This is a genomic window from Burkholderia sp. Bp8998 (assembly GCF_003854235.1).
GTDB lineage: Bacteria > Pseudomonadota > Gammaproteobacteria > Burkholderiales > Burkholderiaceae > Burkholderia.
Genome location: NZ_QTQF01000001.1, coordinates 501,775 through 525,036, shown reverse-complemented (window position 1 = coordinate 525,036; position 23,262 = coordinate 501,775). Strand labels below are relative to the sequence as shown.

Here is a 23,262-nt window from a genome sequence, read left to right as displayed (position 1 = left end):
TGGGCCTGTTACGGTTTCCAGCGGTACATGAGCACCTTGCCGCGTGCGTCTTCCTCGACGAACACCAGGTATTCGCCGTTCTCGCGCCGGAACGCGCTGATGCCGAACGGCACGTCGACCCAGCCCGACGCCTTGCCGACCTCGGCGCCCGGGCTCATCACGCCGACTTCCTTGCCGGTTTCCTTGTCGTACACGTGGATCTTGCCGACCGGCTCCACCGTGAAGATGTAGCGGCCTTCGACCGTGATCCCGATCAGGTCGAGGATCGGCTTCGCGTCGAGCTGCCACGGCAGCGCGACCGTGTAGCGCGCCACCGGCGAGCCGGTCGACCACTTGTCGAAGCGCACCAGCACGCGGCCGACTTCCTTGTTGATGCCCGGCTGCGGCAACGCGTCGGCCGTGTAGCCCGTCACGTACAGCGTGTCCGTCTGCGGCTCGTAGATCGCGCGGCGCAACTGCGTGAACGGCTGCGGCATCGGATAGGTCGTGACCTTGTCGTACGAGTAGATCGGGTTGCCGGCCTTGTCGATGCCGCCGTAGCTGAAGCGATGGATGCCGCGCACGTCGCCCGTGCGCCAGATGTCACCCTTCGTGTCGACCCACCATCCCCAACCGCCCGCCTTTGCCTTGCCCGTCGTGTTGGTCGTGAATTCGTCCTCGTCGAGCCGGCCGTTGCCGTTCGCGTCGCGCCAGATCCAGTCGCCGCCCGGCGGCTTGTTCGGCACCTTGTCGACCGGCCGCGCGCGGCCCGCGATCAGGCCCGACGGAATCGCGACCTCGCCGTCGCGCTTCGCGTCGAAGCGGTAGATCTTCAGGTGATCGGCGTACATGTCGGTCAGGTACAGGAACGTGCGGCCGTCGACGCGCCGCGCGAACGGCATGCCGGGATACTGATCCGTGTGGAACACCGGATCGTCCGGATACTTGAAGCGGTTCGACAGGAAGCCGGCGTATTTCCAGTCCTGGCCCGGCGGCTTCGACAGGTCGAGCTCGAAGCGCTTGTTGCCGGTGTACACGCTGTTCGGCCGTGCCGGATCGAGCCACGCGCCGTCGACGAACAGCAGCCCCTGCACCTGCCAGCGCAGCTTGCCGTCCGGCGCGTAGCTTTCGAGCACCGCGCCGAGCCCCGCGCCGATCGTGTCGTGACGCGGCCCGATGCCGTTCATCGACACGTACACGTTGCCCGCGCGATCGACGCCCACGCCGGTCAGCCCGTTGAAACGCTGCGGCCCGGGGCGGCCCGGCACCGGGCCCGCGAAAATGCCGCCGCGCTCGCCGAGCGTGCCGGACGGCGCATAGCCCTTGCCGCCTTTCGAGAAGATCAGCACCTGCTGGCGCGGACCGTTGTCCGCCACCAGCACGCGTCCTTTCGCATCGACCGCCACGTCCACAGCTTCGGTGCCTTCGGGTAGCGCGGGCGCGTCGTCGAGCTTGCGGCCGTCCGCGCGCACGTGCACGAGATGCGCGGGCCCGTCGATCGTATCGGTGAGCAGCCATAGCGTGCCGTCGCCGGCGAGCGCGATGCGGCCCGGCTCGTGCGCACTCCACGTGCCCTTCTTCTGCATCGTCTCGGCGTCGTACACGTCGACTTCGTCATGCGCCGGATTCGTCGCGAACAGCGTCTTGTCGTCGGCGGCGAGGCCGCCCACTTCCGCCTTCAGTTCGCCCACCTCCGAGCGCGCGGGAGCCGTCACCTCGTTCATCACCATGAAGCTCGCGGCCATCCGCGCGCGGCCCGCATCGGCACGCCCGCCGGGCGCCACCTGCGGTGCCGCGCGGAACGGCGCGGGCTGCTTCATGTCGCCGATCGTGCGCCGCGAAATGCCGTACCACTGCTTGCCCTTGTCCGGCCAGATGCCGGGCGACTGCAGATGGCCGCGCTCGTTGCCGACGCCGATCGCGACGTACGCATACTTGCTGTTGACCGCGACCGCGTTGCCGCCGAGGTTGCCCCAGCCGTGCGTGCCGCCGGCGAAGCCGAGCATCTTGCCGTCCTGGTAGACGCTCGCCTCGGCGCCGCTCTCGTCCCACGGCGCGTTCGTATACACCTTGCCGTCGGCCGTCACCGCGATCGCGCGAATGTCGATCTGCGTCCAGCTGCCGTCGCCATAGCCGAACGTGTTGCCGATCCACGACGTGGTCGCGGGCAACACGGTTTCAGCCGGTGCGGCGCTCGCGGACAGCGCCGCGCATACCGTCATGCCAACCAGAATCAGACGTCGCAATGCGCTCTCCAGACTCGATGCGGAAGCGACCGGCGCCGTGGCGTGCTGGCTGCCCGGATGACCTGTCGCGTGTGGGTTTCAAACGTCGCGATGCAGGTTACAAGCAAAAATAATCACAAGAAATTTGGAAATATTTGGGGATGTTTCTGCCTGAAATATCGAACCGGAACAACCTTGAATAGACCTGACGATGCGGAAATAACGACCGCCTTTCACGCGACGATCCGTAGAAAATGCCGCTCTCGCCCGTCCGACGGGGCGTGCAGCCTGCAAACCTTTCATGTCGCGATTAAAACAACCGGAATTTGAATGTTTTCAGCCGGATAAATGACATGCGTTTTTTTGCCGATTTCTTTTCCCTAGAATCGATTTCGACTCAATATTTCATTTAAACGCATGCATTACGTTCACGCATCGGATGCGCGGCGCGCCACGGCATCGGCCGCGCGTCGCGAAGGAGCGGCGCGATGACGGGCATCTCGCGCACCGCCGACCTCGCCCCGCCGCAACACGGCCGCATCGCGCAGCTCGACGGGCTGCGCGCGATCGCCGTCGGCGCCGTGTTCCTGCAACACGCGCTGAAGGCGCCGCTGTGGATGGGCGTCGACCTGTTCTTCGTGCTGAGCGGCCTGCTGATCACCGGCATCCTGCTCGACCGCAAGGCACGCGGGCAGTCGTACTTCAGCCACTTCTACGCGCGCCGCGTGCGCCGGATCCTGCCGCCGTACGTGCTGCTGCTGGTCGTATCGACGCTGCTGTTCGGCGCGAGCTGGCTGCCGCACTGGCCGTGGTTCGCGTTCTTCTCGACCAACATCGGGCTGTCGCTCGGCAGCATCGGTCACGACAGCCTGAACGTGCTGTGGTCGCTCGCCGTCGAGGAGCAGTTCTACATCTTCTGGCCGTTCGTCGTGCTGTGGTGCTCGGAGCGCGCGCTGCTGTGGATCGCCGCCGCGCTGATCGTCGCCGCGCCCGTGCTGCGCGCGATCGCGACGCCGTGGTTCGATTCGTTCTGGCCGATCTACTACCTGACGCCGTTCCGGATGGACCTGCTCGCCGCGGGCGCGCTGCTCGCGATCGTGCTGCGCCGCGACCGGCGCGCGCTGGAACCGTTCTATCCGCTCGCGATCGTCGGCGCGCTCGTGTCGCTCGCGATCCTCGGCTGGCTGCACCTGTCGTTCCCGCGGTTCCGCGCGGCAAACACGCCGCTGTCGAATGCCGCGCTCTACAGCATCTCGCTGCTGCTGTGCACGTCGATCGTCGTGATCGCGCTGCGCGGACGTGGCCTCGTGCAGCGCGTGCTGACGAACCCGCTGCTCGTGTACGTCGGCACCGTCAGCTACACCGTCTACCTGATTCACCTGAGCGTGCTGTACGCACTGTGGCCGCTGCACCTGAACCGCTTCGTCACGGCCGCGCTCGCCCTCGCCATCACGCTCGTGTACGCCACCCTGAGCTGGTACGGCTTCGAGCGGCGCCTGACGCGCGGACCCGCCCGCAGCATGGTGCCCGCCGCCGCGCGCACGACCGCCTGAATTTCTCAATCCATCGTTTCGACCAGGACATTGCCATGAGCCAAAACCGCAAGAAGGCCATCATCACGGGGATCACGGGGCAGGACGGCGCCTACCTGACCAAGCTGCTGCTCGACAAGGGCTACGAGGTCACGGGCACTTACCGCCGCACCAGCTCGGTCAACTTCTGGCGCATCGCCGAGCTCGGCGTCGACACGCACCCGAACCTGTCGCTCGTCGAGCACGACCTGACGGACGCCGGCTCCAGCCTGCGGCTGCTCGAACGCACGCAGCCCGACGAGCTGTACAACCTGGCCGCGCAGAGTTTCGTCGGCGTGTCGTTCGACCAGCCGGCGACGACCGCCGAGGTCACGGGCGTCGGCCCGTTGAATCTGCTCGAGGCGATCCGCGTGGTGAGCCCGAAGACGCGTTTCTACCAGGCGTCGACGTCCGAGATGTTCGGCAAGGTGCAGGCGATCCCGCAGACGGAAACGACCGCGTTCTACCCGCGCAGCCCGTATGGCGTCGCGAAGCTGTACGCGCACTGGATGACCGTGAACTACCGCGAGTCCTACGGCCTGTTCGGCTGCAGCGGCATCCTGTTCAACCACGAATCGCCGCTGCGCGGTCGCGAGTTCGTCACGCGCAAGATCACCGACACCGTCGCGAAGATCAAGCTCGGCAAGGCGACCAGGCTCGAGCTCGGCAACCTCGACGCGAAGCGCGACTGGGGCTTCGCGCTCGAATACGTCGAAGGGATGTGGCGGATGCTGCAGGTCGACGAGCCCGACACCTATGTGCTCGCGACCAACCGCACCGAGACCGTGCGCGACTTCGTGCAGATGGCGTTCGCGGCCGCCGGCTACCAGATCGAATGGACCGGCAAGGGCGAGCAGGAACGCGGCCTCGACGCGTCGAACGGCAACGTGCTCGTCGAAGTGAATCCGAAGTTCTACCGCCCTGCCGAAGTCGACCTGCTGATCGGCTGCGCGGAAAAGGCCAAGAGCAAGCTGGACTGGGCCCCGGAGACGACGCTCGAACAGCTTTGCCAGATGATGGTCGAAGCGGATCTGACGCGGAATCGTCACCATGACACGTACTGACGCCAGACGCCCGTCGCGCCGTGCATTCGTCACGGGCCTGACGGGCTTCACCGGCCGCTACATGGCGCAGCGCCTCGAGGCGGCCGGCTACGACGTGTGGGGCACCGTGGCGCCCGGCGCGGCGGGGCCCGACGATCCGGCGTTCGCGAACTGCACGCTGCTGCCGGTCGACCTGCTCGACGCGACCGCAATGCGCGCGGCAGCCGCCGACGCGCGGCCCGATGCGGTCGTGCATCTCGCCGCGCGTGCGCACGTTGCGCAGGACGAGCCGTCGCAGACCTACACGGTCAACATCGTCGGCACGCGCAACCTGCTGGCCGCGCTCGCGGGCCTCGACCGCCGCCCGTCGGCGGTGCTGCTCGCCAGCAGCGCGAACATCTACGGCAATTCGACGGCCGGCGTGCTCGACGAGACCGTCGCACCCGCGCCCGCGAACGACTACGCGGTCAGCAAGCTCGCGATGGAATACGCGGCGAAGCTGTGGGCCGACCGGCTGCCGATCGTGATCGCGCGGCCGTTCAACTACACGGGTGTCGGCCAGGGCGATGCGTATCTGCTGCCGAAGCTCGTGTCGCACTATGCGCGCCACGCGCCGCGCATCTCGCTCGGCAATCTCGACGTGAGCCGCGATTTCTCCGACGTGCGCGACGTGACGGCCGCCTACGTGAAGCTGCTCGAAGCCGCGCCGGCCGGCGAGACGTTCAACGTCTGCTCGGAGCGCGCGTATTCGCTGAAGGAAGTGCTGGCGATGCTGTCGCGGATCGCCGGCTACGTGATCGACGTGACGATCGATCCGCGTTTCGTGCGGCACAACGAGGTGAAGCGCCTGAGCGGGTCGCGCGACAAGCTGCGACGCGCGGTGGGCGAGCTGCCCGTGACACCGTTCGACGACACGCTGCGCTGGATGATGGAAGCGATGCGCGACGTGTCGCATACCGAGCAGGTTGGGCAGGCCGGCTGATTCCGGCAACACAACGCGTTCGTCGCCAGCCAAAAGAAAACGGGCCGCTCTGTCGAGCGGCCCGTCGTCATGTCGGCCCTGAAATCGGTGGCGCCGCGCTCAGCCCTCGAGGCCGCGCGCGAGATCGTTGCGCAGGTCGCCCGCGTTTTCCAGGCCGACCGCGAGGCGGATCAGCCCTTCGGTGATCCCCGCGGCCGCACGCGCTTCCGGCGTGATGCGCGCGTGCGTCGTCGTCGCCGGATGCGTGATCGTCGTGCGCGTGTCGCCGAGGTTGCCGGTGATCGAGATCAGCTTCGTGCTGTCGATCACGCGCCATGCGTTCGCGCGCTGCTGCTCCGGCGTGTCGCCCTTCAGCTCGAACGATACGATCGCGCCGCCTGCCTTCTGCTGGCGCTTCGCAAGCTCGTGCTGCGGATGCGATTCGAGCCCCGGGTAGAACACGCGCGCGACGGCCGGATGCGAATCGAGCCAGCGCGCGATTTCCAGCGCGTTCGCCGACTGCTTCTCGACGCGCAGCGACAGCGTCTCCATCCCCTTCAGCAGCACCCACGCGTTGAACGCCGACAGCGTCGGGCCGGCGCTGCGCACGAACGGGAACACCTTGCCCATGATGAATGCCTTCGAGCCGACCAGCGCGCCGCCGAGCACGCGACCCTGCCCGTCGAGGAACTTCGTCGCCGAGTGCATCACGACGTCCGCGCCGAGCTTCAGCGGTTGCTGCAGCACCGGGCTGCAGAAACAGTTGTCGACCACGAACAGCGCGTTCGCGGCCTTCGCGATCTTGCCGATCGCCTCGATGTCGGCGAGTTCGGTCAGCGGGTTCGACGGCGTTTCGAGGAAGAACATCTTCGTCTCGGGCCGCACCGCTTCCTGCCATGCATTCAGGTCGGTCGGGTCGACGAAGGTCGTCGTGATGCCGAACTTGCTGAAGATCTGCGAGAACATCCCGAGCGTCGAGCCGAACAGGCTGCGCGAGCTCACGAGGTGATCGCCCGCCTGCAGCGCGGACATCACGACCGACATGATCGCGGCCATGCCCGACGCCGTCGCGATGCAGGCCTCGCCGCCTTCGAGCGCGGCGAGACGATCCTGGAACATGGTGACGGTCGGGTTCGTGAAGCGCGAATAGGTGAAGTAGTCTTCGGAATTCGCAAAGCGCTCGGCCGCCTCGGCCGCGCTCGTGAAGCAGAAGCTCGACGTGAGGAACAGCGCTTCCGAGTGCTCGTTGAAGTCGCTGCTGCGCAGCGTGCCCGCGCGCACGGCGAGCGTGTCGAAGTTGAGGGAGTCGTCCATGTTCCGTTTTCCGTATTCGAGGGTCGTGCCGACGGTCATGCATCAGGCGCGAGCCCATCCACAAAATCAGGCCAAAACAAAAAGCCCGCTATGCGTCGGCATCAGCGGGCTTCGGTGCGGTACGACAGCGATCGACTCGGGCCGGCTGTCGCCGGCCTTCGCTTTAGCTGTTTTGGGAAGTCGCCCCGCGTCCGCAAGCTGAATCAAATCGACGCAAGGCCACATCCTATCACGCCTCGTCGGAAGCGTGCGCCGGCATCACTCGACCGACAACTGCAGGTTCATCTGCGAACGCGCGGTATCGCCGGCCGTGTCGCGATCGGCCTGCGACGCCGGTGCGAGACGGGCACGCTCGATCGCATCGAGATACTCGGGCGTCACGGCGCCGGTGATGTAGTTGCCGTCGAAGCACGACGCCTCGAAGCGCTCGAGCTTCGGGTTGATGTCGCGCACCGCGCGGCGCAGGTCGTCGACGTCCTGATAGATCAGGTGGTCGGCGCCGATGATCTTCGCGACTTCCTCGTCGGTGCGGCCGTGTGCGACCAGCTCGCCGCGCGTCGGCATGTCGATGCCGTACACGTTCGGGAACTTCACGGGCGGCGCAGCCGACGCAAAGATCACCGACTTCGCGCCCGCATCGCGCGCCATCTGAACGATTTCATGCGAGGTCGTGCCGCGCACGATCGAATCGTCGACGATCAGCACGTTCTTGTCCTTGAACTCGATGCTCATCGCATTGAGCTTCTGGCGCACCGACTTCTTGCGCACGGCCTGGCCCGGCATGATGAAAGTACGGCCGACGTAACGGTTCTTGAAGAAGCCTTCGCGATACTCGACGCCGAGCTTCGCGGCGACCTGCATCGCGGCCGGGCGCGACGAATCGGGAATCGGCATCACGACGTCGATCGGCACGTTCGGCAGCTCGCGCCTGATCTTCTCGGCGAGATAGTCGCCCATGCGCAGGCGCACGTTGTAGACCGGCACGCCGTCGAGGCACGAATCCGGACGCGCGAGGTACACGTATTCGAACATGCACGGATTCAGCGTCGGGTGCTCCGCGCACTGCTGGCTGTGGAAGTTGCCGGCCTTGTCGATGAAGATCGCTTCGCCCGGCTGCACGTCGCGCACGAATTCGAACCCGATGCCTTCGACCGCCACCGACTCCGACGCGACCATCCACTCGGTGCCGTGTTCGGTCTCGAGCTTGCCGATGCAGAGCGGGCGGATGCCGAACGGATCGCGGAACGCGAGCAGGCCGTAGCCGGCGATCAGCGACACGATCGCGTACGAACCCTGCAGGCGGCGATGCACGCCCGCGACGGCCTTGAACACCGCGGCCGGATCGAGCTCGAGGCCCGTCGTCGCCAGTTGCAGCTCGTGTGCGAACACGTTGAGCAGCACTTCGCTATCGGAATTGGTGTTGATGTGCCGGCGGTCGATCCGGAACATCTCGTCCTTCAGCTGTTCCCAATTCGTCAGGTTGCCGTTGTGCGCGAGGATGATCCCGAACGGCGCGTTCACGTAGAACGGTTGCGCCTCGGCTTCGCTCGACGCCGAGCCGGCCGTCGGGTAGCGGACCTGGCCGATGCCGAAGGTGCCGGGCAGGCTGCGCATGTTGCGCGTGCGGAACACGTCGCGCACCATGCCGTTCGCCTTGTACATGTGGAAATTGCTGCCGTCCGCCGTCGCGATGCCCGCTGCGTCCTGACCGCGATGCTGCAGCAGCAGCAGGCTGTCATAGATCAGCTGATTGACCGGGGATTGGGAGATAACACCTACGATGCCGCACATGGCATGTCCTTCAAGATGACAAAATCGGTTCGGTCCTGCCCGGTACGCGTCGTCATACGCGCACGTACTGGGCCATGCCGTCGGGCAGGAGCTGCTTCAGCTCGTGCACGCCCTGTTCGGCGAAAGGACGCAATAGCGCATTGCGCCAGAAATCCTGTTTGGGCAATTCGGTCAGCCCGGCCGCCGCGACCAGCAGCACCACCAGCACGCAGCCGCGGACGAGCCCGAACATCATGCCCAGCGAGCGATCGACTCCGCCGAGGCCCGTCGCCTGCGCGATCCGCGACAACAGCGCGTTCGCGACACCCGCGACGAACACCACGCCGATCACGATCAGCGCGAACGCGATCACCCACTGTGTCAGCGCGCCGCCCGGCCAGTTCGCCGGAATATACGGCACCACCAGTCCGACATAGCGGGCCGCGATCACGACCGCCGCGATCCAGCCGATCAGCCCGAAAATCTCCGAGACGAAACCGCGCCACGCGCCACGCAGCGCAGACAACGCGATTACCGCCAATACAGCGTAGTCGAAAGCCGTCAGCATCGCACGCTACTGCGTCAGTCCGGCTTCGCGCACCTTCGCGATCGCGGCGGACGCCGCCGCGCGATCCGCGAATGGGCCGGCACGCAGCAGTGTAGCCGTGCTGCCGTCCGCCTGCTTGCTGTGCTCGACATATGCGGGCACGCCCGCCGATTTCAACTTGGTGGCCCACGAACGGGCCGTCGCGGCGTCCTTGAACGAACCGAGCTGCACCGCGAAGCGCGCACCGGCCGGCGATGCCGGCGACGATGCGTCGCCGCTGTCGGCCGCGGCATCGGCGTTCGCGACCGTCGCGGGTGCCGGCTTCGGCGCGACCGGCTTCGCCGCGGGAGCGGGAGCAGGAGCGGCCGTGGCCGGCATGGCAGCTGGCTTCGGCGGCGTCACGCTCGCCGTGGTCGTCGAGGTCGAGGTATCGGGCCTGGCGGCCGGCTTGGCCGCATCCTTCGCCACGGGCGCCGGAACGGCCGCCACCGCGACATCGGAGGCCGGCGGCTCGTCGTGCGCGACGCCCGCCTGCACGTCGGACGCGTCGTCGTCACGCGGCGCGACCGCCTGATGCGCGGGCCGGTTCGGGATGTCGATCGCGATGTCGTCCGTCACCGGCTTCGGGTGCGAATCGAGCACCATCGGCAGCACGATCACCGCGGCGACGACGAGCGCGATCGCGCCGACGAGACGCCGGCGGGCGCGTTGCTTTTCAGGAAGGGTCGGATCGAGGAGCAGTGCGTCCGATTCCGGACGCTCGGTGCGGCGCGTGCGTCGCTCGACGCGTTCAGTGCGCTCCGTGCGCACGTTCCGGGAGGCCCCGGTACGACCGCCGCGCCGCGGGGGCGCGTCGTCGTCTTTCTTGCCGAACGAGAAAATTCCCATGAATGGCTGAGTCCGAAACTGCCCGTCAGTCAGTGTTGCTGCGATTTCCGGTAGGCCATCACACCTGCCACCGTATGGAAACTGCCGAAAACCACGATTCTATCATTCTCGGATGCTCTTTTTAGTGCATCGCGAAACGCTTCGGCGGGCGACGCGAACCGCGTCACGCTCGAATCGGCCCCCTCCTCCACGCCGGCCTTGCGCAGCGCGGCTTCGAGCTGCTCCGCGCTCGCCGCGCGCGGCAGCGGCAGGTCGGTCACGCACCAGTGGTCGATCTCGCCCAACAGGCGCCGCAGCACGCCGTCGATGTCCTTGTCGTGCATCGCGCCGAACACCGCGTACGTGTACGGGAAGAAGCCCATGTTGCCGAGATTCTGCTCGAGCACGGCCGCCGCATGCGGATTGTGCGCGACGTCCAGCACGATCGCCGGCTTGCCGGGCAGCACCTGGAAGCGCCCCGGCAGCTCGACGTTCGCGAGCCCGAGCCGGATGTCCTGCGCGGACACCGGCAGCAGCGGTCGCAGCGCCTCGAGCGCGGCCAGCGCGGCCGACGCATTGATCAGCTGGTTCGCGCCGCGCAGCGACGGGTACGCGAGCGCCGGATAGCGCTTCTCGCGGCCGAGGTAGCTCCATTGCTGGCGCTCCGCGCCCGGCTGCGCTTCGTAGCGGAAATCGCGGCCGACCAGCCACAGGTCGGCGCCGATCGCAGCGGCATGGTCGATCAGCGTGCTCGGCGCCGCGGGATCGCCGCAGATCGCCGGCTTGCCCGCGCGGAAGATTCCCGCCTTCTCGAACGCGATCTTCTCGCGCGTGTCGCCGAGATATTCGGTGTGGTCGATGTCGATGCTCGTGACGATCGCGCAATCGGTATCGATGATGTTGACCGCGTCGAGCCGGCCGCCCAGGCCGACTTCGAGGATCACCGCATCGAGCCCGCGCGACGCGAACAGGTGCAGGATCGCGAGCGTCGTGAATTCGAAGTACGTGAGCGACACCGGCTCGGGCAGCGACGTGCGCGCCGCCTCGACGGCCTCGAAGTGCGGCAGCAGCTCGGCGTCGCTGACCTGCTGCCCGTTCACGCGCGCGCGCTCGCCGAATTCGAGCAGGTGCGGCGACGTGTGGCAACCGACCTTGTAGCCCGCGTGAACGAGGATCGCCTCGAGGAACGCGCAGGTCGAGCCCTTGCCGTTCGTGCCGCCGACCGTGATCACGGGGCACGCGAATTCGAGCTGCAGCGCCGCCTTGACCTGCCCGATGCGGGTGAGGCCCATGTCGATGCCGACCGGGTGCGCGCGTTCGAGATGCGAAAGCCACGCGTCGAGAGTGGGGAAAGTGCTCATCGGATCAAATCTGAATCGGTACCGCCACTACGCCAAAAAACGAAACGCGTCGCCCGGCGGTCCAGCCGGGCGACGCGCGCAGTTCACAACGCCGCGCCAATCAGGCCAGCGCGTCGGCCGGCTGTCGCTGCAGCAGCGCGAGCAGTTGCGCGATCTCGTCGCGCATCTTGCGACGGTCGACGATCATGTCGATCGCGCCCGTCTTCAGCAGGAATTCCGCGCGCTGGAAGCCTTCCGGCAGCTTCTCGCGCACCGTCTGCTCGATCACGCGCGGGCCGGCGAAGCCGATCAGCGCCTTCGGCTCGGCGATCACGACGTCGCCGAGGAACGCGAAGCTCGCCGACACGCCGCCCATCGTCGGGTCGGTCAGCACCGAGATGAACGGCAGCTTGGCTTCGGCCAGCTTGGTCAGCATCGCGGTGGTCTTGGCCATCTGCATCAGCGACAGCAGGCTTTCCTGCATCCGCGCGCCGCCCGAGGCGGTGAAGCAGATGAACGGCACCTGCTGCTCGAGCGCATTCTGCGCGCCGCGCGCGAAGCGCTCGCCGACGACCGAACCCATCGAGCCGCCCATGAACGAGAACTCGAAGCAGGCCGCGACCACCGGCAGCGTGTGGATCGCGCCACCCATCACCACCATCGCGTCGGTCTCGCCCGTTTCGTCCATCGCTTCCTTCAGACGATCGGGGTACTTGCGGCTGTCCTTGAACTTCAGCGAGTCGACCGGCACGATTTCCTGGCCGATTTCATAGCGGCCTTCCGGATCGAGCAGCCCGTCGAGACGCTCGCGTGCACCGATGCGCATGTGGTGATCGCACTTCGGACACACGTGCAGGTTCGCATCCACGTCGTTGCGGTACAGCACGGCCTCGCAGGACGGGCACTTGACCCACAGGCCTTCCGGAATGCCCTTGCGGCTTTTCGGGTCGGTCTGCTTGATCTTCGGCGGCAACAGTTTGTCGAGCCAGCTCATCGTATGGTTTCCTGTTCCGTGGCGGGACGGGCCTTCCGGCCCGTTCCCGCTTCCTGTGTTGTGTTTATCGCGCCGTCTTGCCGGCGCCGTCCAGCGCGGCGCGCAGCTCGGCGACGAATGCCTTCAGCGCGGCGGCGGCACCTTCCGGCGCGGCGCTCTCGAGCAGCTGCACCAGGCGGCTGCCGATCACGACGGCGTCCGACACTTCGGCCACCGCGCGCGCCGTTTCGGCGTCGCGGATGCCGAAGCCGACGCCCACCGGAACCGGCACGCGCGACTTGATGGCCGGGATTTTACCCGCAATGCTCGAAACATCCAGATTTCCGGCGCCGGTCACGCCCTTGAGCGACACGTAGTACACGTAGCCGCTCGCGATCTTGCCCACGTCGGCGATGCGATCGTCAGTCGACGTCGGCGCGAGCAGGAAGATCGGATCGATCTGCGCGGCACGCATTTTCTCGGCGAACACGCCCGCTTCCTCGGGCGGATAGTCGACGACGAGCACGCCGTCGACGCCGGCCGCCTGCGCTTCGGTCGCGAACGTGTCGACGCCCATCCGCTCGATCGGGTTCGCATAGCCCATCAGCACGACGGGGGTTTTCCGATCGGTCTCGCGGAAGCGCTTCACATCGGCGAGCACGCTCTTCAGCGTGACGCCGCGCGCGAGCGCGCGTTCCGACGAGCGCTGGATCACCGGGCCGTCGGCCATCGGGTCCGAGAACGGCACGCCGAGCTCGATCACGTCGGCGCCGCCTTCGGCGAGGGCGTGCATGAATTCGACGGTCTTCGCGGGGTCGGGGTCGCCGGCCGTGATGAACGGGATCAGGCCCTTGCGGCCTTGTTCGGCGAGTGCGGCGAAGGTCTGCTGGATACGATTCATGGCAATTTTCCTTTGTCGACAGGAGTTAGCGCTTTAGCGCTTACTCCGGTCCCATGCATAAGCGGTCGACCGGAGTTAGCGCTTTAGCGTTTACTCCGGTCCCATGCAAAGCAGCGATCGGCGACTCGGCGGCGCGATTCACGCGCACGCCGGCGCGGCGAGCACGCTCACGCGCTCGCGCGCGATCGCGCAATAACTTTCGTTGATCTCGTAGCCGACGAAGTCGCGCCCCTGCCGTGCGCAGGCCACCGCGGTCGTGCCGCTGCCCATGAACGGATCGAGCACGCGGCCGCCCGGCGGGCAGCTTGCGAGCACCATCCGCTCGATGATTTCCAGCGGCTTCTGGGTCGGATGATCGACGCGCTCCGCGTGCTGCCGATGCAGGCGCGAGACCGACCAGACGTCCTTCGGGTTGTAGCCCATCTCCAGCCACTTGCTGCCTTCGAACAGCTTGCGCGAGCGGGCCTTCTTCGTGTCGGCGTCGTACGGGATGCGGACCGGATCGAGATCGAAGTAATACGCCCTGGAAACCGCGAAAAAGCCGATGTTGTCGTGCACCGACGTGAAACGGCGCGTCGTGCCGCCCATGCTCGGCACGCGCCGGTCCCAGATGATCTCGTTGACCATCGTGAGCTTCGTCTTCAGGAAACTGAAGATTTCCGGCGCGTACTGCCACGTGCAGAAGATGTACATCGACCCGCTCGGCTTCAGCTTCGGAATCGCGAGCTCGAGCCACTCGCGCGTCCACGCGAGGAAATCGTCGCCCGAACGCTTGTCCGAGTCGTTGCCGTAGTCCTTGCCGAGCCCATACGGCGGATCGGCGACGATCAGGTCGATCGACGCATCCGGCAGGCGCGCGGCTTCGGTCATGAAATCGCGGTTGTGCAGCTCGATCCCGGACGGCAGTGCGCACGGCATGGCAACGGCGGGCTGCACCGCCTCCGCTTCGCTCGCGGCGCCGCCGCCCGGTTGTTCGATCAGGTCACGCATCGGTCGGGGTCAGAGCGCGATGCCCGATCGCTCGGCGACCGTGTGCATGTCCTTGTCGCCGCGGCCCGACAGGTTGACGAGCAGGATCTTGTCCTTCGGCAACGTCGGCGCGAGCTTCACGCCATACGCGATCGCGTGGCTCGACTCGAGCGCGGGGATGATCCCCTCGATCCGGCAGCAGTCGTGGAATGCCTTCAGCGCCTCGTCGTCGGTGATCGGCACGTACTGCGCACGGCCGCTGTCCTTCAGCCATGCGTGCTCGGGGCCGACGCCCGGATAGTCGAGACCCGCCGACACCGAATGCGTCTCGATGATCTGGCCATTGTCGTCCTGCAGCAGGTACGTGCGGTTGCCGTGCAGCACGCCGGGGCTGCCGGCGATCAGCGAGGCCGCGTGACGGCCGGTGTCGAGGCCGTCGCCGGCCGCTTCGACGCCGATCAGCTGCACCGAGGTATCGTCGATGTACGGATAGAAGATGCCCATCGCGTTCGAGCCGCCGCCGACGCACGCAATCACCGCGTCCGGCTGGCGGCCGGCGAGTTCGGGCATCTGCACCTTGCACTCGTCGCCGATCACGCGCTGGAAGTCGCGCACCATCGCCGGGTACGGGTGCGGGCCCGCGACCGTGCCGATGATGTAGAACGTGCTTTCGATGTTCGTGACCCAGTCGCGCATCGCTTCGTTCAGCGCGTCCTTCAGCGTGCGCGAACCCGATTCGACCGGCACGACCGTCGCGCCGAGCAGCTTCATCCGGTACACGTTCGCGGCTTGCCGGCGCACGTCCTCGGCGCCCATGTAGACGATGCATTCCATCCCGAAGCGCGCACAGATCGTCGCCGTCGCGACGCCGTGCTGGCCGGCGCCCGTCTCGGCGATCACGCGCTTCTTGCCCATCCGCTTCGCGAGCAGCGCCTGGCCGATCACGTTGTTGATCTTGTGCGCGCCGGTGTGGTTCAGGTCCTCGCGCTTCAGGTAGATCTGCGCGCCGCCGAGCGTCTCGCTCCAGCGCTGCGCGTGATAGATCGGCGACGGACGGCCGACGAAATACTTCAGTTCGCGCTCATATTCGGCGACGAAATCGGGGTCGTTCCGGAATTTCTCATACGCCGTGCGCAGCTCGTCCAGCGCGTGAATCAGCGTTTCGGCGACGAACACGCCGCCATACGGGCCGAAGTGGCCACGATCATCAGGAAGGTTGTACATGGTGTCTCTCTCGATCGGTCGGTGCGCCCCGCCTTCGGGGCCGCACCGGCTTGCATCACCCGGCGTCCGCTTCGCGCACCGCGCGCACGAACGCCGCCATCCGGGCGTGATCCTTCACGCCCTTCGCACCCTCCACTTCGATGCCACTCGAGACATCGACAGCAAACGGGCGCAACTGGCGAATCGCATCACCGACGTTTTGCGCGCTCAAGCCACCACTCAAAACGGCCCGATGCGCGAGCTCTGCGGGAATAAGAGACCAATCGAAGACCTTGCCGCTACCGCCGTAGTCCGGCACCAGGGTGTCGAACAGGAGGCCGCGCGCTTTCGAATAATGAAGAGCCGATTCTACCAAATCGGCCGGCTGCGTCGAGGGGCCGACGCGCACCGCGCGCAACCATGGCAGGCGCGCCGCGCGGCCGAGCGCGTCGCACTGCTCGGGCGTCTCGTCGCCGTGGAATTGCAGCACCGTGAGCGGCACGTCGCGCACGACCGCCTCGATCTCGGCTTCGGTCGCGTTCACGAACAGCCCGACCACCGATACGAACGGCGGCGCGAGGCGTGCGAGCTCGGCCGCCTGCGCGATCGACACCGCGCGCGGGCTCTTCGGATAGAACACGAGGCCGATCGCATCGGCGCCGAGCGCGGCGGCATGCAGCACGTCCTCGGGGCGCGACAGGCCGCACAGCTTGATGCGCGTGCGCGGCGCGAGGCCAGCGGCGGGAGTCGAAGGAGACACGGCGTGATCCATCATGGTTGTGGGTCCAGGTCGGCCCAGACGCTGCTCCACGGCACGCTGCCGAGCTGCGCGGGCGGGACGGCGAATTCCGCCGGGTAGCCGACATGGGCGAGATACAGCCCGTCGGCCATGAACGTGGGCGCGGCGAGACTGCGGTCGCGCCCGGCCAGCACGTCGGCCAACCAGTCCACCGGGTAGCGGCCGCGCCCGACCGCGACGAGGCAGCCCATCAGGTTGCGCACCATGTGGTGCAGGAACGCATTCGCTCGGAAACGGAAATGAATGAAGTGGCCCGCGCGCCGCACGTCGATCTGGTACAGGTGTTTGACCGGCGTCTTCGACTGGCATTCCGACGACCGGAACGACGAGAAGTCGTGTTCGCCGATCAGGTGCGCGGCGGCGGCGCGCATTGCGTCGTCGTCGAGCGGCGTGTGGATCCAGCCCGCACGGCCGGCCAGCATCGGCGAGCGCACGGGATGCACGTACAGCGCGTAATAGTAGGTGCGTTCGAACGCCGAGAAACGTGCGTGGAACGTATCCGGCATCGGTTTCGCCCACTGTACCGAAACGGTCGGCGGCAGGAACGCGTTGGTGCCGCGCACCCACGAGAAATCCGCGCGGTCGAGTTCCGTGTCGAAGTGCACGACCTGCCCGAGTCCATGCACGCCCGTGTCGGTCCGCCCCGCGACCGTCGTGTGCAGCGGCACGCACGCGAATGCGCCGAGCGCGCGCTCGAGCACGTCCTGCACGGTCTTGCCGTGCGGCTGCGCTTGCCAGCCGCAGAACGCGGCGCCGTCGTACTGAATCCCGAGCGCGATCCGCATCACGCCTCTTCCGCGAGTTTCGCGAGTAGCGCGCGCGCATCGTCGCGTGTCGCGGCGTCGTTCGCATCGACCACTTCCTGCAGCAGCGTGCGCGCGCCGGACAGGTCGCCCAGCTCGACGTACTCGGATGCGAGATCCAGCTTGTTGCGGGCAATGCGCGCGAGCTCTTCCGGCGTCAGCGCGGGCAGCACGGCACCCGGCGCGGACGGCAGGTCGAGATCGAAATCCAGCTTCAACGCACCGAACTGCGCGCCGCCCAGCGGCGGCAGCGACGACGGTGCGGACATGCCGCCCGCGTGAGGCGCGGGCGTGGCCGCATCCGGATCCCAGTCGAACTCGTCGTCCTGGTCGGCTGGATGTTCAGGGGACAGATCGTTCGCGCCAACCGGCGGGCGCGTCACGGATTGACCGTTAGTTGCGATTTGCTCGCTTTCAGCATGCCCTTCCTGTGCGGTCGGCTCTTCCGCCTTCCGCGGCGGCAACGGCATGTCGAGGCTGTTGAGCGCGCTGATCGCGTTCTGCATCAGCGCCGCGTGCTGGGCGTCGTTCGTCGCGGGCGCGGCGGGCGCCTCGATCGGCGCGTCGGCAGCCGTTTCCGCTTCCAGGACCGGCTTTACGTCGTGCGAAGCCGGCGCTGCGTCGTGCTCCAACGCGGCGTGCGCGGACGGCATGTCCTGTTGGTCGTCATGGGGCTTCACCGCTTCCTGCGACGACGACACATCGGCATCGCGCGTATCGGCCACCTCTGCCGCTGCCGCGGCGGCCGAAACGAGATTCATGTCGGTGGCCGCGTCGCGGGCAACCGGCGTCTCGGGCAAGATCGGCGGCAACGGTTCGACGGATGACGACGCGGCGCCGGCATCGGCAGCAGCTGCGCCGGCTGACTCGATCGCAACCGCGTCGGCAGGCCGCGCCTTACGGCGCTTGCGCCACGCGAACCCCGCAGCGAGGGCGATCACGGCCGCGCCGGCCGCTGCGGCCGGGCGCCAGTCGATCTGTTCGGAACCACGCGCGGGCGGCGTCGCCGTCACCGGTACGGCCGGCTGCGCGGGCGTCGATGCCGGCTGCACCGCGCTGGCAGCCACGCCGGACGCCGCCTCGCTCGCGGCGGCCGACGACGCGGCAGCGGATGCGTCTGCGTCATTCGTGGCCGGGCGCGGCGCGGCGGGGGCCGGCGCCGGCACGGGCGCAACGTTGTTCGTCGCGGCCGGCTTGCCGATCCCGTGTTTCTGCAGTTCCATCAGTACGCGGTTCTTCAGCGCGAGCAGTTGCTGCAGGCTCGACGGCCGCGGCTGCGACGCACCCGCGACGGGTGCCGCCGCGGACGGTTCGTGCATGCCTTGAGCCGGGCCGCCCTGCGCAGGCTGGGCGGCGGCTTCGCTCGCGGACGACGGGGCGGACTGGATCGCGCCGCTCCACACGTGTGGCCCGCTTGCGCCGGCCGCAGGCGCCGCCGGCTGAACGGGTTCGACCGTCGACGCGCCATGCGCGGCGGAAGCGCCGATCGAAGCCGACGCCCCTGCCGCGGCTGCCGCCACCGCGACGCTCGCGCCGCTGACCGGCGCCGCATGTGCTGCCGGTGCGGCCGGCGCCGTTTGCACGGCCGACCCCGGATGCGGTGCGGACGCGCCATGCTGCGCGACCGCGGCCGCGCCCGACGCGGCAGCCGCCGCGGACGCTGCCGATGCACCGGACGCACCGGCCGGCACGAGTGCCGCGCCCGTCGCGTCGAGCGCCGGCACCGTCAGCGTCGCGCCGACTTTCAGGCGGCTCGGGTCGCGCTTCATGAACGCCTGCGGGTTGGCGTCGAACAGTGCGCGGCCGGCGCGCGCGAGCACGCCCGGGTCGTGCGACTGCGTGGCCGCCTTCGCGAGATCGTTCAACGACTGGCCCGGCTGGACCGTCACGGTGAGCGGCGCGGGGCCGCCTGCGGCGGAAGCCGGCAGTTCGCCAGTGCCGGCCGCCCAGGCCGACGCGGCCGCGCCGAGTGCCAAGGTCGCCAGCGCGCCACGCACGGCGCGCGACAGACGGGACTGACGCGGAAACAAGGAAATTCGGGACATCGTAGGCTCTATCGCCGCGCGCGGGCGCGGCTCGGATTCGCGTAGGGAAGCGTCAATAAAGTCGCCGCAGAAATGCAAAAGCGTCGCGCAGAACGCGACGCTTTCGGCGGCTCTGCGCGTCGTAACCGCATAGTTTACTTCACACGATCGGGTTCCGGCCGAATTCGTCGGCGGCAGATACGGCCGTTCATCCCCGTGCGGCGGAGCGACCGCTGCCCGCGCCGGGCCGCCGGCGCGTGAAACGCGCGACTGCCACAATGAATCGTGCGCGGCAGTTTTATCAAGAAAAGATCGTCAATCGATGAAAATTGGGGCGACAGCATCGCTATCCGGAACGAATTCGGTCCCCTATCGTGCGCATTGCTTCATCCCTTCGCAAGCGTCCCGGGGTTCTCGCACGCGGGCCCGCGCCAACCAATAAAAAACGCCTGCCGCCCCGCGAAGGGCTGGCAGGCGTTTCGCGTCGCGCACCGATGGGGCGCGCAGTGCGGCCCGATCCTTACTTGTCGAGCAGGATGCGCAGCATGCGGCGCAGCGGCTCGGCCGCGCCCCACAGCAGCTGGTCGCCGACCGTGAACGCGGACAGGTATTCGCCGCCCATCGCGAGCTTGCGCAGGCGACCGACCGGCACCGTCAGCGTGCCGGTGATCTTCGCCGGCGACAGGTCGCGCATCGACGCTTCACGCTCGTTCGGCACGACCTTCACCCAGTCGTTCGCCGACGCGAGGATGCCGTTGATTTCGTCGAGCGGGACATCCTTCTTCAGCTTGATCGTCAGCGCCTGCGAGTGGCAGCGCATCGCGCCGATCCGCACGCACAGGCCGTCGACCGGGATCGAACCCGGTTCGCCCATGGCCGGCTTGCCGAGGATCTTGTTGGTTTCCGCGCCGCCCTTCCACTCTTCCTTCGACATCCCGTTGCCGAGATCCTTGTCGATCCACGGAATCAGCGAACCGGCGAGCGGCACGCCGAATTGGCTGGTCGGCATCGCATCGCTGTTCATCGTCGCGAGCACGCGGCGGTCGATGTCGAGAATCGCGGAAGCCGGATCGGCGAGCTGTTCCTGCACCGAACCGTGCAGCGCGCCCATCTGCGACAGCAGTTCACGCATGTTCTGCGCGCCCGCGCCCGATGCGGCCTGGTAGGTCATCGCCGTCATCCAGTCGACGAGGTTCTCGCGGAACAGGCCGCCGAGCGCCATCAGCATCAGGCTGACCGTGCAGTTGCCGCCGACGAAGTTCTTCGTGCCCTTGACGAGCGCGTCCTTGATCACGTCGAGGTTGACCGGATCGAGGATGATGACCGCGTCGTCCTGCATCCGCAGCGACGAGGCCGCATCGATCCAGTAGCCGTTCCAGCCGGCCGCGCGCAGCTTCGGGAACACGTCGTTCGTGTAGTCGCCGCCCTGGCACGTGATGATCACGTCGCACTTCTTCAGCTCGTCGACGTTGGTCGCATCCTTGAGCGTAGTCTCGTTTTTCGCGAACGACGGCGCCTTGCCGCCCGTGTTGCTGGTGCTGAAAAACACCGGTTCGATCAGGTCGAAATCACCTTCTTCCTGCATGCGCTGCATCAGCACGCTGCCGACCATGCCGCGCCAACCTACGAGACCTACGTTCATGACTAACCCTTTGAATGGAGCTTCCCCGCCATTTCCGTCCCCGGCGTGACCGCGCGGGGAAACAGGCGGGCACGACGGACGATCAGCGTTTAATGATCGTTTTCGTGGTAATGGTTTTCGTGATGACGATAGCGCGCGTACCCGCACGGGCAATGTTGCCGTGGAGTTTCAGGACCGGGGAGATCAGGGAAATCAGCGCCATCGTTCGAGTCTACACAAAGCCGGTTGCCCGCACAACGGCCAACCGCGCGCGAACCGGCCGATTTCGCGGCCCGTTCGCGCCCTTTCTACAATTCACTGCATGACTGCATTGCCGCGAGCATTACAGCGCGGCGACCACCGCGTCGCCCATCGCCGCCGTGCCGACCTGCTTGCAGCCCGGCGTCGCGATGTCGCCCGTGCGGTAGCCCTGTTCGAGCACCGTTTTCACCGCGCGCTCGATGCGATCGGCCTGCTCCGCGCGATTCAGCGAGTAGCGCAACATCATCGCGGCCGACAGGATCGTCGCGAGCGGGTTCGCGATACCCTTGCCCGCGATGTCCGGCGCCGAACCGTGCGACGGTTCGTACAGGCCCTTGTTGTTCTTGTCGAGCGACGCCGACGGCAGCATGCCGATCGAGCCCGTCAGCATCGACGCTTCATCCGACAGGATGTCGCCGAACATGTTGCCGGTCACGATCACGTCGAACTGCTTCGGCGCCTTCGCGAGCTGCATTGCCGCGTTGTCGACGTACATGTGCGACAGCTCGACGTCCGCGTATTCCTTCGACACGTCGATCATGATGTCGCGCCAGAACTGCGACGTTTCCAGCACGTTCGCCTTGTCGACCGACAGCAGCTTCTTCGCGCGCTTTTGCGCGGCCTGGAACGCGACGTGCGCGATGCGGCGCACTTCCGGTTCCGAGTACCGCATCGTGTCGAAGCCTTCGCGCTCGCCGGCGAACAGGCCGTCCGGTGCGGCACGCACGCCGCGCGGCTGGCCGAAATAGATGTCGCCGTTCAGTTCGCGCACGATCAGGATGTCGAGGCCCGCGACGAGTTCGGCTTTAAGCGGCGACGCATCGACGAGCTGCGGATAGCAGATCGCCGGGCGGAAGTTCGCGAACAGCTCGAGATGCTTGCGCAGCCCGAGGATCGCCTGCTCGGGGCGCAGCGCGCGCTCGAGCGAGTCGTACTTCCAGTCGCCGACCGCGCCGAACAGGATCGCGTCGGCTTCCTTCGCGAGCGCAAGCGTCGCGTCCGGCAGCGGATGACCGCTCGCCTCGTAGCCCGCGCCGCCAACCGGCGCCTGCTCGAGTTCGAACTTCTCGTCGAGGGCGTTCAGCACCTTGACCGCTTCGTTGACGATTTCCGGACCGATGCCGTCGCCGGGCAGCACTGCAATCTTCATGCGTTATTCCTGACTGGGTAGGTGTGGGTGGCAGGCCGGCGAGCGCACGTCATGCGCGCCCGCCCGGAGGCAATCTCAGCCGACCAGCTTGTTGTCGAGCCACGGCTGCTTCGCGAGCCGCTCGGCTTCGAACTGGCGGATCTTGTCCGCGTGACGCAGCGTCAGGCCGATGTCGTCGAAACCGTTGAGCAGGCAGTACTTGCGGAACGCGGTGATGTCGAACGGATACTCGCGGCCGTCGCCCGTGCGCACGACCTGCGTTTCGAGATCGATCGTCACCTCGAAGCCATTGAACGCGACCGTTTCATTGAACAGGTGATCGACCTGCTGCTCGGTCAGCACGATCGGCAGCAGCCCGTTCTTGTAGCAGTTGTTGAAGAAGATGTCGGCGAAGCTCGGCGCGATGATCGCGCGGAAGCCGTACTGCTGCAGCGCCCACGGCGCGTGCTCGCGCGAGCTGCCGCAGCCGAAGTTCTTGCGTGCGAGCAGCACCGATGCGCCCTGGTAGCGCGGCTGGTTCAGCACGAAGTCCGGGTTCAGCGGGCGCTTCGAGTTGTCCTGGCCCGGCTCGCCATGGTCGAGGTAACGCCATTCGTCGAACGCGTTCGGACCGAAGCCCGTGCGCTTGATCGACTTCAGGAACTGCTTCGGGATGATCGCGTCGGTGTCGACGTTCTCGCGATCGAGCGGCGCCACGACGCCGGTATGCACAGTGAATTTTTCCATGATCCGTCTATCCGGTTGAAGGGCCGGCAGTCAGCCGGCGCACATCGACAAATTCTCGGCGGGCGTCAGTCCGCGGCGCGCTGCAGCGCGTTGCCGGCGGCATTGACGTCCTGGCCGAAGCCTCGGACGGTATTGCAGCCCGCCAGGCCGAAGCCCAGCCCCGCGAGCGCCAGCGCGGCAACCAGCCGCGCGATGAGCTTCGATGCCGTCACGCG

The 23,262-nt window shown here is 67.1% G+C and carries 21 protein-coding genes; 3 read left to right on the top strand and 18 right to left on the bottom strand.

The features are described 5' to 3' along the window. Positions 1-8: 8 nt before the first annotated feature. Positions 9-2,201 (bottom strand): hypothetical protein, encoded by a 2,193-nt coding sequence (locus tag DIE06_RS02425; protein ID WP_185733330.1) that lies wholly within the window; start codon positions 2,199-2,201, stop codon positions 9-11. A 491-nt stretch (positions 2,202-2,692) separates the two neighbouring features. Here DIE06_RS02425 and DIE06_RS02420 point away from each other — a divergent pair, with 491 nt between their 5' ends. From DIE06_RS02420 to DIE06_RS02410, 3 genes are read left to right on the top strand one after another with little or no spacing between them, the layout of a single operon-like run. Further along, the gene (locus tag DIE06_RS02420; protein WP_124659984.1) at positions 2,693-3,757 is read left to right on the top strand and encodes an acyltransferase; all 1,065 of its coding nucleotides are present in this window, start codon (positions 2,693-2,695) and stop codon (positions 3,755-3,757) included. A gap of 35 nt (positions 3,758-3,792) precedes the next feature. Continuing rightward, positions 3,793-4,839, top strand: coding sequence for a GDP-mannose 4,6-dehydratase (gmd, locus tag DIE06_RS02415; protein ID WP_124659983.1), 1,047 nt, complete (start codon positions 3,793-3,795; stop codon positions 4,837-4,839). Continuing rightward, positions 4,826-5,800, top strand: a complete 975-nt coding sequence (locus DIE06_RS02410; RefSeq protein ID WP_124659982.1) for an NAD-dependent epimerase/dehydratase family protein — start codon at positions 4,826-4,828, stop codon at positions 5,798-5,800. The genes gmd and DIE06_RS02410 overlap by 14 nt, the downstream gene beginning before the upstream one ends. A gap of 99 nt (positions 5,801-5,899) precedes the next feature. Here the strand turns inward: DIE06_RS02410 and DIE06_RS02405 are convergent, their stop codons facing one another. The 17 genes from DIE06_RS02405 to DIE06_RS02320 form a co-directional block, all read right to left on the bottom strand. Next, positions 5,900-7,093 carry an O-succinylhomoserine sulfhydrylase gene (locus DIE06_RS02405; RefSeq protein ID WP_124659981.1) on the bottom strand — a complete coding sequence of 398 codons (1,194 nt, stop codon included), beginning with the start codon at positions 7,091-7,093 and terminating at the stop codon, positions 5,900-5,902. A 258-nt stretch (positions 7,094-7,351) separates the two neighbouring features. Next, entirely contained in the window at positions 7,352-8,884 is a 1,533-nt protein-coding gene (gene purF, locus DIE06_RS02395; protein ID WP_124659979.1) for an amidophosphoribosyltransferase, read from the bottom strand. A gap of 52 nt (positions 8,885-8,936) precedes the next feature. Continuing rightward, positions 8,937-9,431 (bottom strand): CvpA family protein, encoded by a 495-nt coding sequence (locus tag DIE06_RS02390; RefSeq protein ID WP_124611755.1) that lies wholly within the window; start codon positions 9,429-9,431, stop codon positions 8,937-8,939. 6 nt (positions 9,432-9,437) lie between these two features. After that, positions 9,438-10,298 (bottom strand): SPOR domain-containing protein, encoded by an 861-nt coding sequence (locus tag DIE06_RS02385; protein ID WP_124659978.1) that lies wholly within the window; start codon positions 10,296-10,298, stop codon positions 9,438-9,440. A gap of 29 nt (positions 10,299-10,327) precedes the next feature. Further along, on the bottom strand, positions 10,328-11,638 hold the full coding sequence (folC, locus tag DIE06_RS02380; RefSeq protein WP_124659977.1) for a bifunctional tetrahydrofolate synthase/dihydrofolate synthase: 1,311 nt from the start codon (positions 11,636-11,638) through the stop codon (positions 10,328-10,330). Between the two features lie 100 nt (positions 11,639-11,738). Further along, positions 11,739-12,611: an acetyl-CoA carboxylase, carboxyltransferase subunit beta gene (accD, locus tag DIE06_RS02375; protein ID WP_044843820.1), complete on the bottom strand. Its 873-nt coding sequence runs from the start codon at positions 12,609-12,611 to the stop codon at positions 11,739-11,741. Between the two features lie 64 nt (positions 12,612-12,675). Further along, complete coding sequence (gene trpA / locus DIE06_RS02370; protein ID WP_124659976.1) at positions 12,676-13,491, bottom strand: tryptophan synthase subunit alpha; 816 nt, start codon at positions 13,489-13,491, stop codon at positions 12,676-12,678. Between the two features lie 138 nt (positions 13,492-13,629). Beyond that, complete coding sequence (locus DIE06_RS02365) at positions 13,630-14,481, bottom strand: site-specific DNA-methyltransferase (RefSeq protein WP_124659975.1); 852 nt, start codon at positions 14,479-14,481, stop codon at positions 13,630-13,632. Between the two features lie 9 nt (positions 14,482-14,490). Continuing rightward, entirely contained in the window at positions 14,491-15,684 is a 1,194-nt protein-coding gene (gene trpB / locus DIE06_RS02360; protein WP_124659974.1) for a tryptophan synthase subunit beta, read from the bottom strand. A 55-nt stretch (positions 15,685-15,739) separates the two neighbouring features. Beyond that, entirely contained in the window at positions 15,740-16,438 is a 699-nt protein-coding gene (locus DIE06_RS02355; RefSeq protein ID WP_124659973.1) for a phosphoribosylanthranilate isomerase, read from the bottom strand. Next, positions 16,435-17,247: a tRNA pseudouridine(38-40) synthase TruA gene (gene truA, locus DIE06_RS02350; RefSeq protein ID WP_185733322.1), complete on the bottom strand. Its 813-nt coding sequence runs from the start codon at positions 17,245-17,247 to the stop codon at positions 16,435-16,437. Before truA ends, DIE06_RS02355 begins: the two co-directional genes overlap by 4 nt. Continuing rightward, complete coding sequence (locus DIE06_RS02345) at positions 17,247-19,310, bottom strand: FimV/HubP family polar landmark protein (protein ID WP_124659971.1); 2,064 nt, start codon at positions 19,308-19,310, stop codon at positions 17,247-17,249. Before DIE06_RS02345 ends, truA begins: the two co-directional genes overlap by 1 nt. A gap of 499 nt (positions 19,311-19,809) precedes the next feature. Continuing rightward, entirely contained in the window at positions 19,810-20,931 is a 1,122-nt protein-coding gene (gene asd / locus DIE06_RS02340; RefSeq protein ID WP_059466419.1) for an aspartate-semialdehyde dehydrogenase, read from the bottom strand. An 82-nt stretch (positions 20,932-21,013) separates the two neighbouring features. Beyond that, positions 21,014-21,133, bottom strand: a complete 120-nt coding sequence (locus DIE06_RS38820) for a hypothetical protein (RefSeq protein WP_006754086.1) — start codon at positions 21,131-21,133, stop codon at positions 21,014-21,016. A gap of 120 nt (positions 21,134-21,253) precedes the next feature. Beyond that, complete coding sequence (gene leuB, locus DIE06_RS02330; RefSeq protein ID WP_124659970.1) at positions 21,254-22,321, bottom strand: 3-isopropylmalate dehydrogenase; 1,068 nt, start codon at positions 22,319-22,321, stop codon at positions 21,254-21,256. Between the two features lie 75 nt (positions 22,322-22,396). Beyond that, the gene (leuD, locus tag DIE06_RS02325) at positions 22,397-23,047 is read right to left on the bottom strand and encodes a 3-isopropylmalate dehydratase small subunit (protein WP_124659969.1); all 651 of its coding nucleotides are present in this window, start codon (positions 23,045-23,047) and stop codon (positions 22,397-22,399) included. Between the two features lie 65 nt (positions 23,048-23,112). Next, entirely contained in the window at positions 23,113-23,259 is a 147-nt protein-coding gene (locus DIE06_RS02320) for an entericidin A/B family lipoprotein (RefSeq protein ID WP_011658379.1), read from the bottom strand. Positions 23,260-23,262 lie beyond the last annotated feature (3 nt).

Bases quoted from the DNA above. Each gene is read 5' to 3' on its own strand.
- DIE06_RS02425 (WP_185733330.1), bottom strand. From the start codon at position 2,201: ATGACGGTATGCGCGGCGCTGTCCGCGAGCGCCGCACCGGCTGAAACC.
- DIE06_RS02420 (WP_124659984.1), top strand. From the start codon at position 2,693: ATGACGGGCATCTCGCGCACCGCCGACCTCGCCCCGCCGCAACACGGC.
- gmd (WP_124659983.1), top strand. From the start codon at position 3,793: ATGAGCCAAAACCGCAAGAAGGCCATCATCACGGGGATCACGGGGCAG.
- DIE06_RS02410 (WP_124659982.1), top strand. From the start codon at position 4,826: ATGACACGTACTGACGCCAGACGCCCGTCGCGCCGTGCATTCGTCACG.
- DIE06_RS02405 (WP_124659981.1), bottom strand. From the start codon at position 7,093: ATGGACGACTCCCTCAACTTCGACACGCTCGCCGTGCGCGCGGGCACG.
- purF (WP_124659979.1), bottom strand. From the start codon at position 8,884: ATGTGCGGCATCGTAGGTGTTATCTCCCAATCCCCGGTCAATCAGCTG.
- DIE06_RS02390 (WP_124611755.1), bottom strand. From the start codon at position 9,431: ATGCTGACGGCTTTCGACTACGCTGTATTGGCGGTAATCGCGTTGTCT.
- DIE06_RS02385 (WP_124659978.1), bottom strand. From the start codon at position 10,298: ATGGGAATTTTCTCGTTCGGCAAGAAAGACGACGACGCGCCCCCGCGG.
- folC (WP_124659977.1), bottom strand. From the start codon at position 11,638: ATGAGCACTTTCCCCACTCTCGACGCGTGGCTTTCGCATCTCGAACGC.
- accD (WP_044843820.1), bottom strand. From the start codon at position 12,611: ATGAGCTGGCTCGACAAACTGTTGCCGCCGAAGATCAAGCAGACCGAC.
- trpA (WP_124659976.1), bottom strand. From the start codon at position 13,491: ATGAATCGTATCCAGCAGACCTTCGCCGCACTCGCCGAACAAGGCCGC.
- DIE06_RS02365 (WP_124659975.1), bottom strand. From the start codon at position 14,481: ATGCGTGACCTGATCGAACAACCGGGCGGCGGCGCCGCGAGCGAAGCG.
- trpB (WP_124659974.1), bottom strand. From the start codon at position 15,684: ATGTACAACCTTCCTGATGATCGTGGCCACTTCGGCCCGTATGGCGGC.
- DIE06_RS02355 (WP_124659973.1), bottom strand. From the start codon at position 16,438: ATGATGGATCACGCCGTGTCTCCTTCGACTCCCGCCGCTGGCCTCGCG.
- truA (WP_185733322.1), bottom strand. From the start codon at position 17,247: ATGCGGATCGCGCTCGGGATTCAGTACGACGGCGCCGCGTTCTGCGGC.
- DIE06_RS02345 (WP_124659971.1), bottom strand. From the start codon at position 19,310: ATGTCCCGAATTTCCTTGTTTCCGCGTCAGTCCCGTCTGTCGCGCGCC.
- asd (WP_059466419.1), bottom strand. From the start codon at position 20,931: ATGAACGTAGGTCTCGTAGGTTGGCGCGGCATGGTCGGCAGCGTGCTG.
- DIE06_RS38820 (WP_006754086.1), bottom strand. From the start codon at position 21,133: ATGGCGCTGATTTCCCTGATCTCCCCGGTCCTGAAACTCCACGGCAAC.
- leuB (WP_124659970.1), bottom strand. From the start codon at position 22,321: ATGAAGATTGCAGTGCTGCCCGGCGACGGCATCGGTCCGGAAATCGTC.
- leuD (WP_124659969.1), bottom strand. From the start codon at position 23,047: ATGGAAAAATTCACTGTGCATACCGGCGTCGTGGCGCCGCTCGATCGC.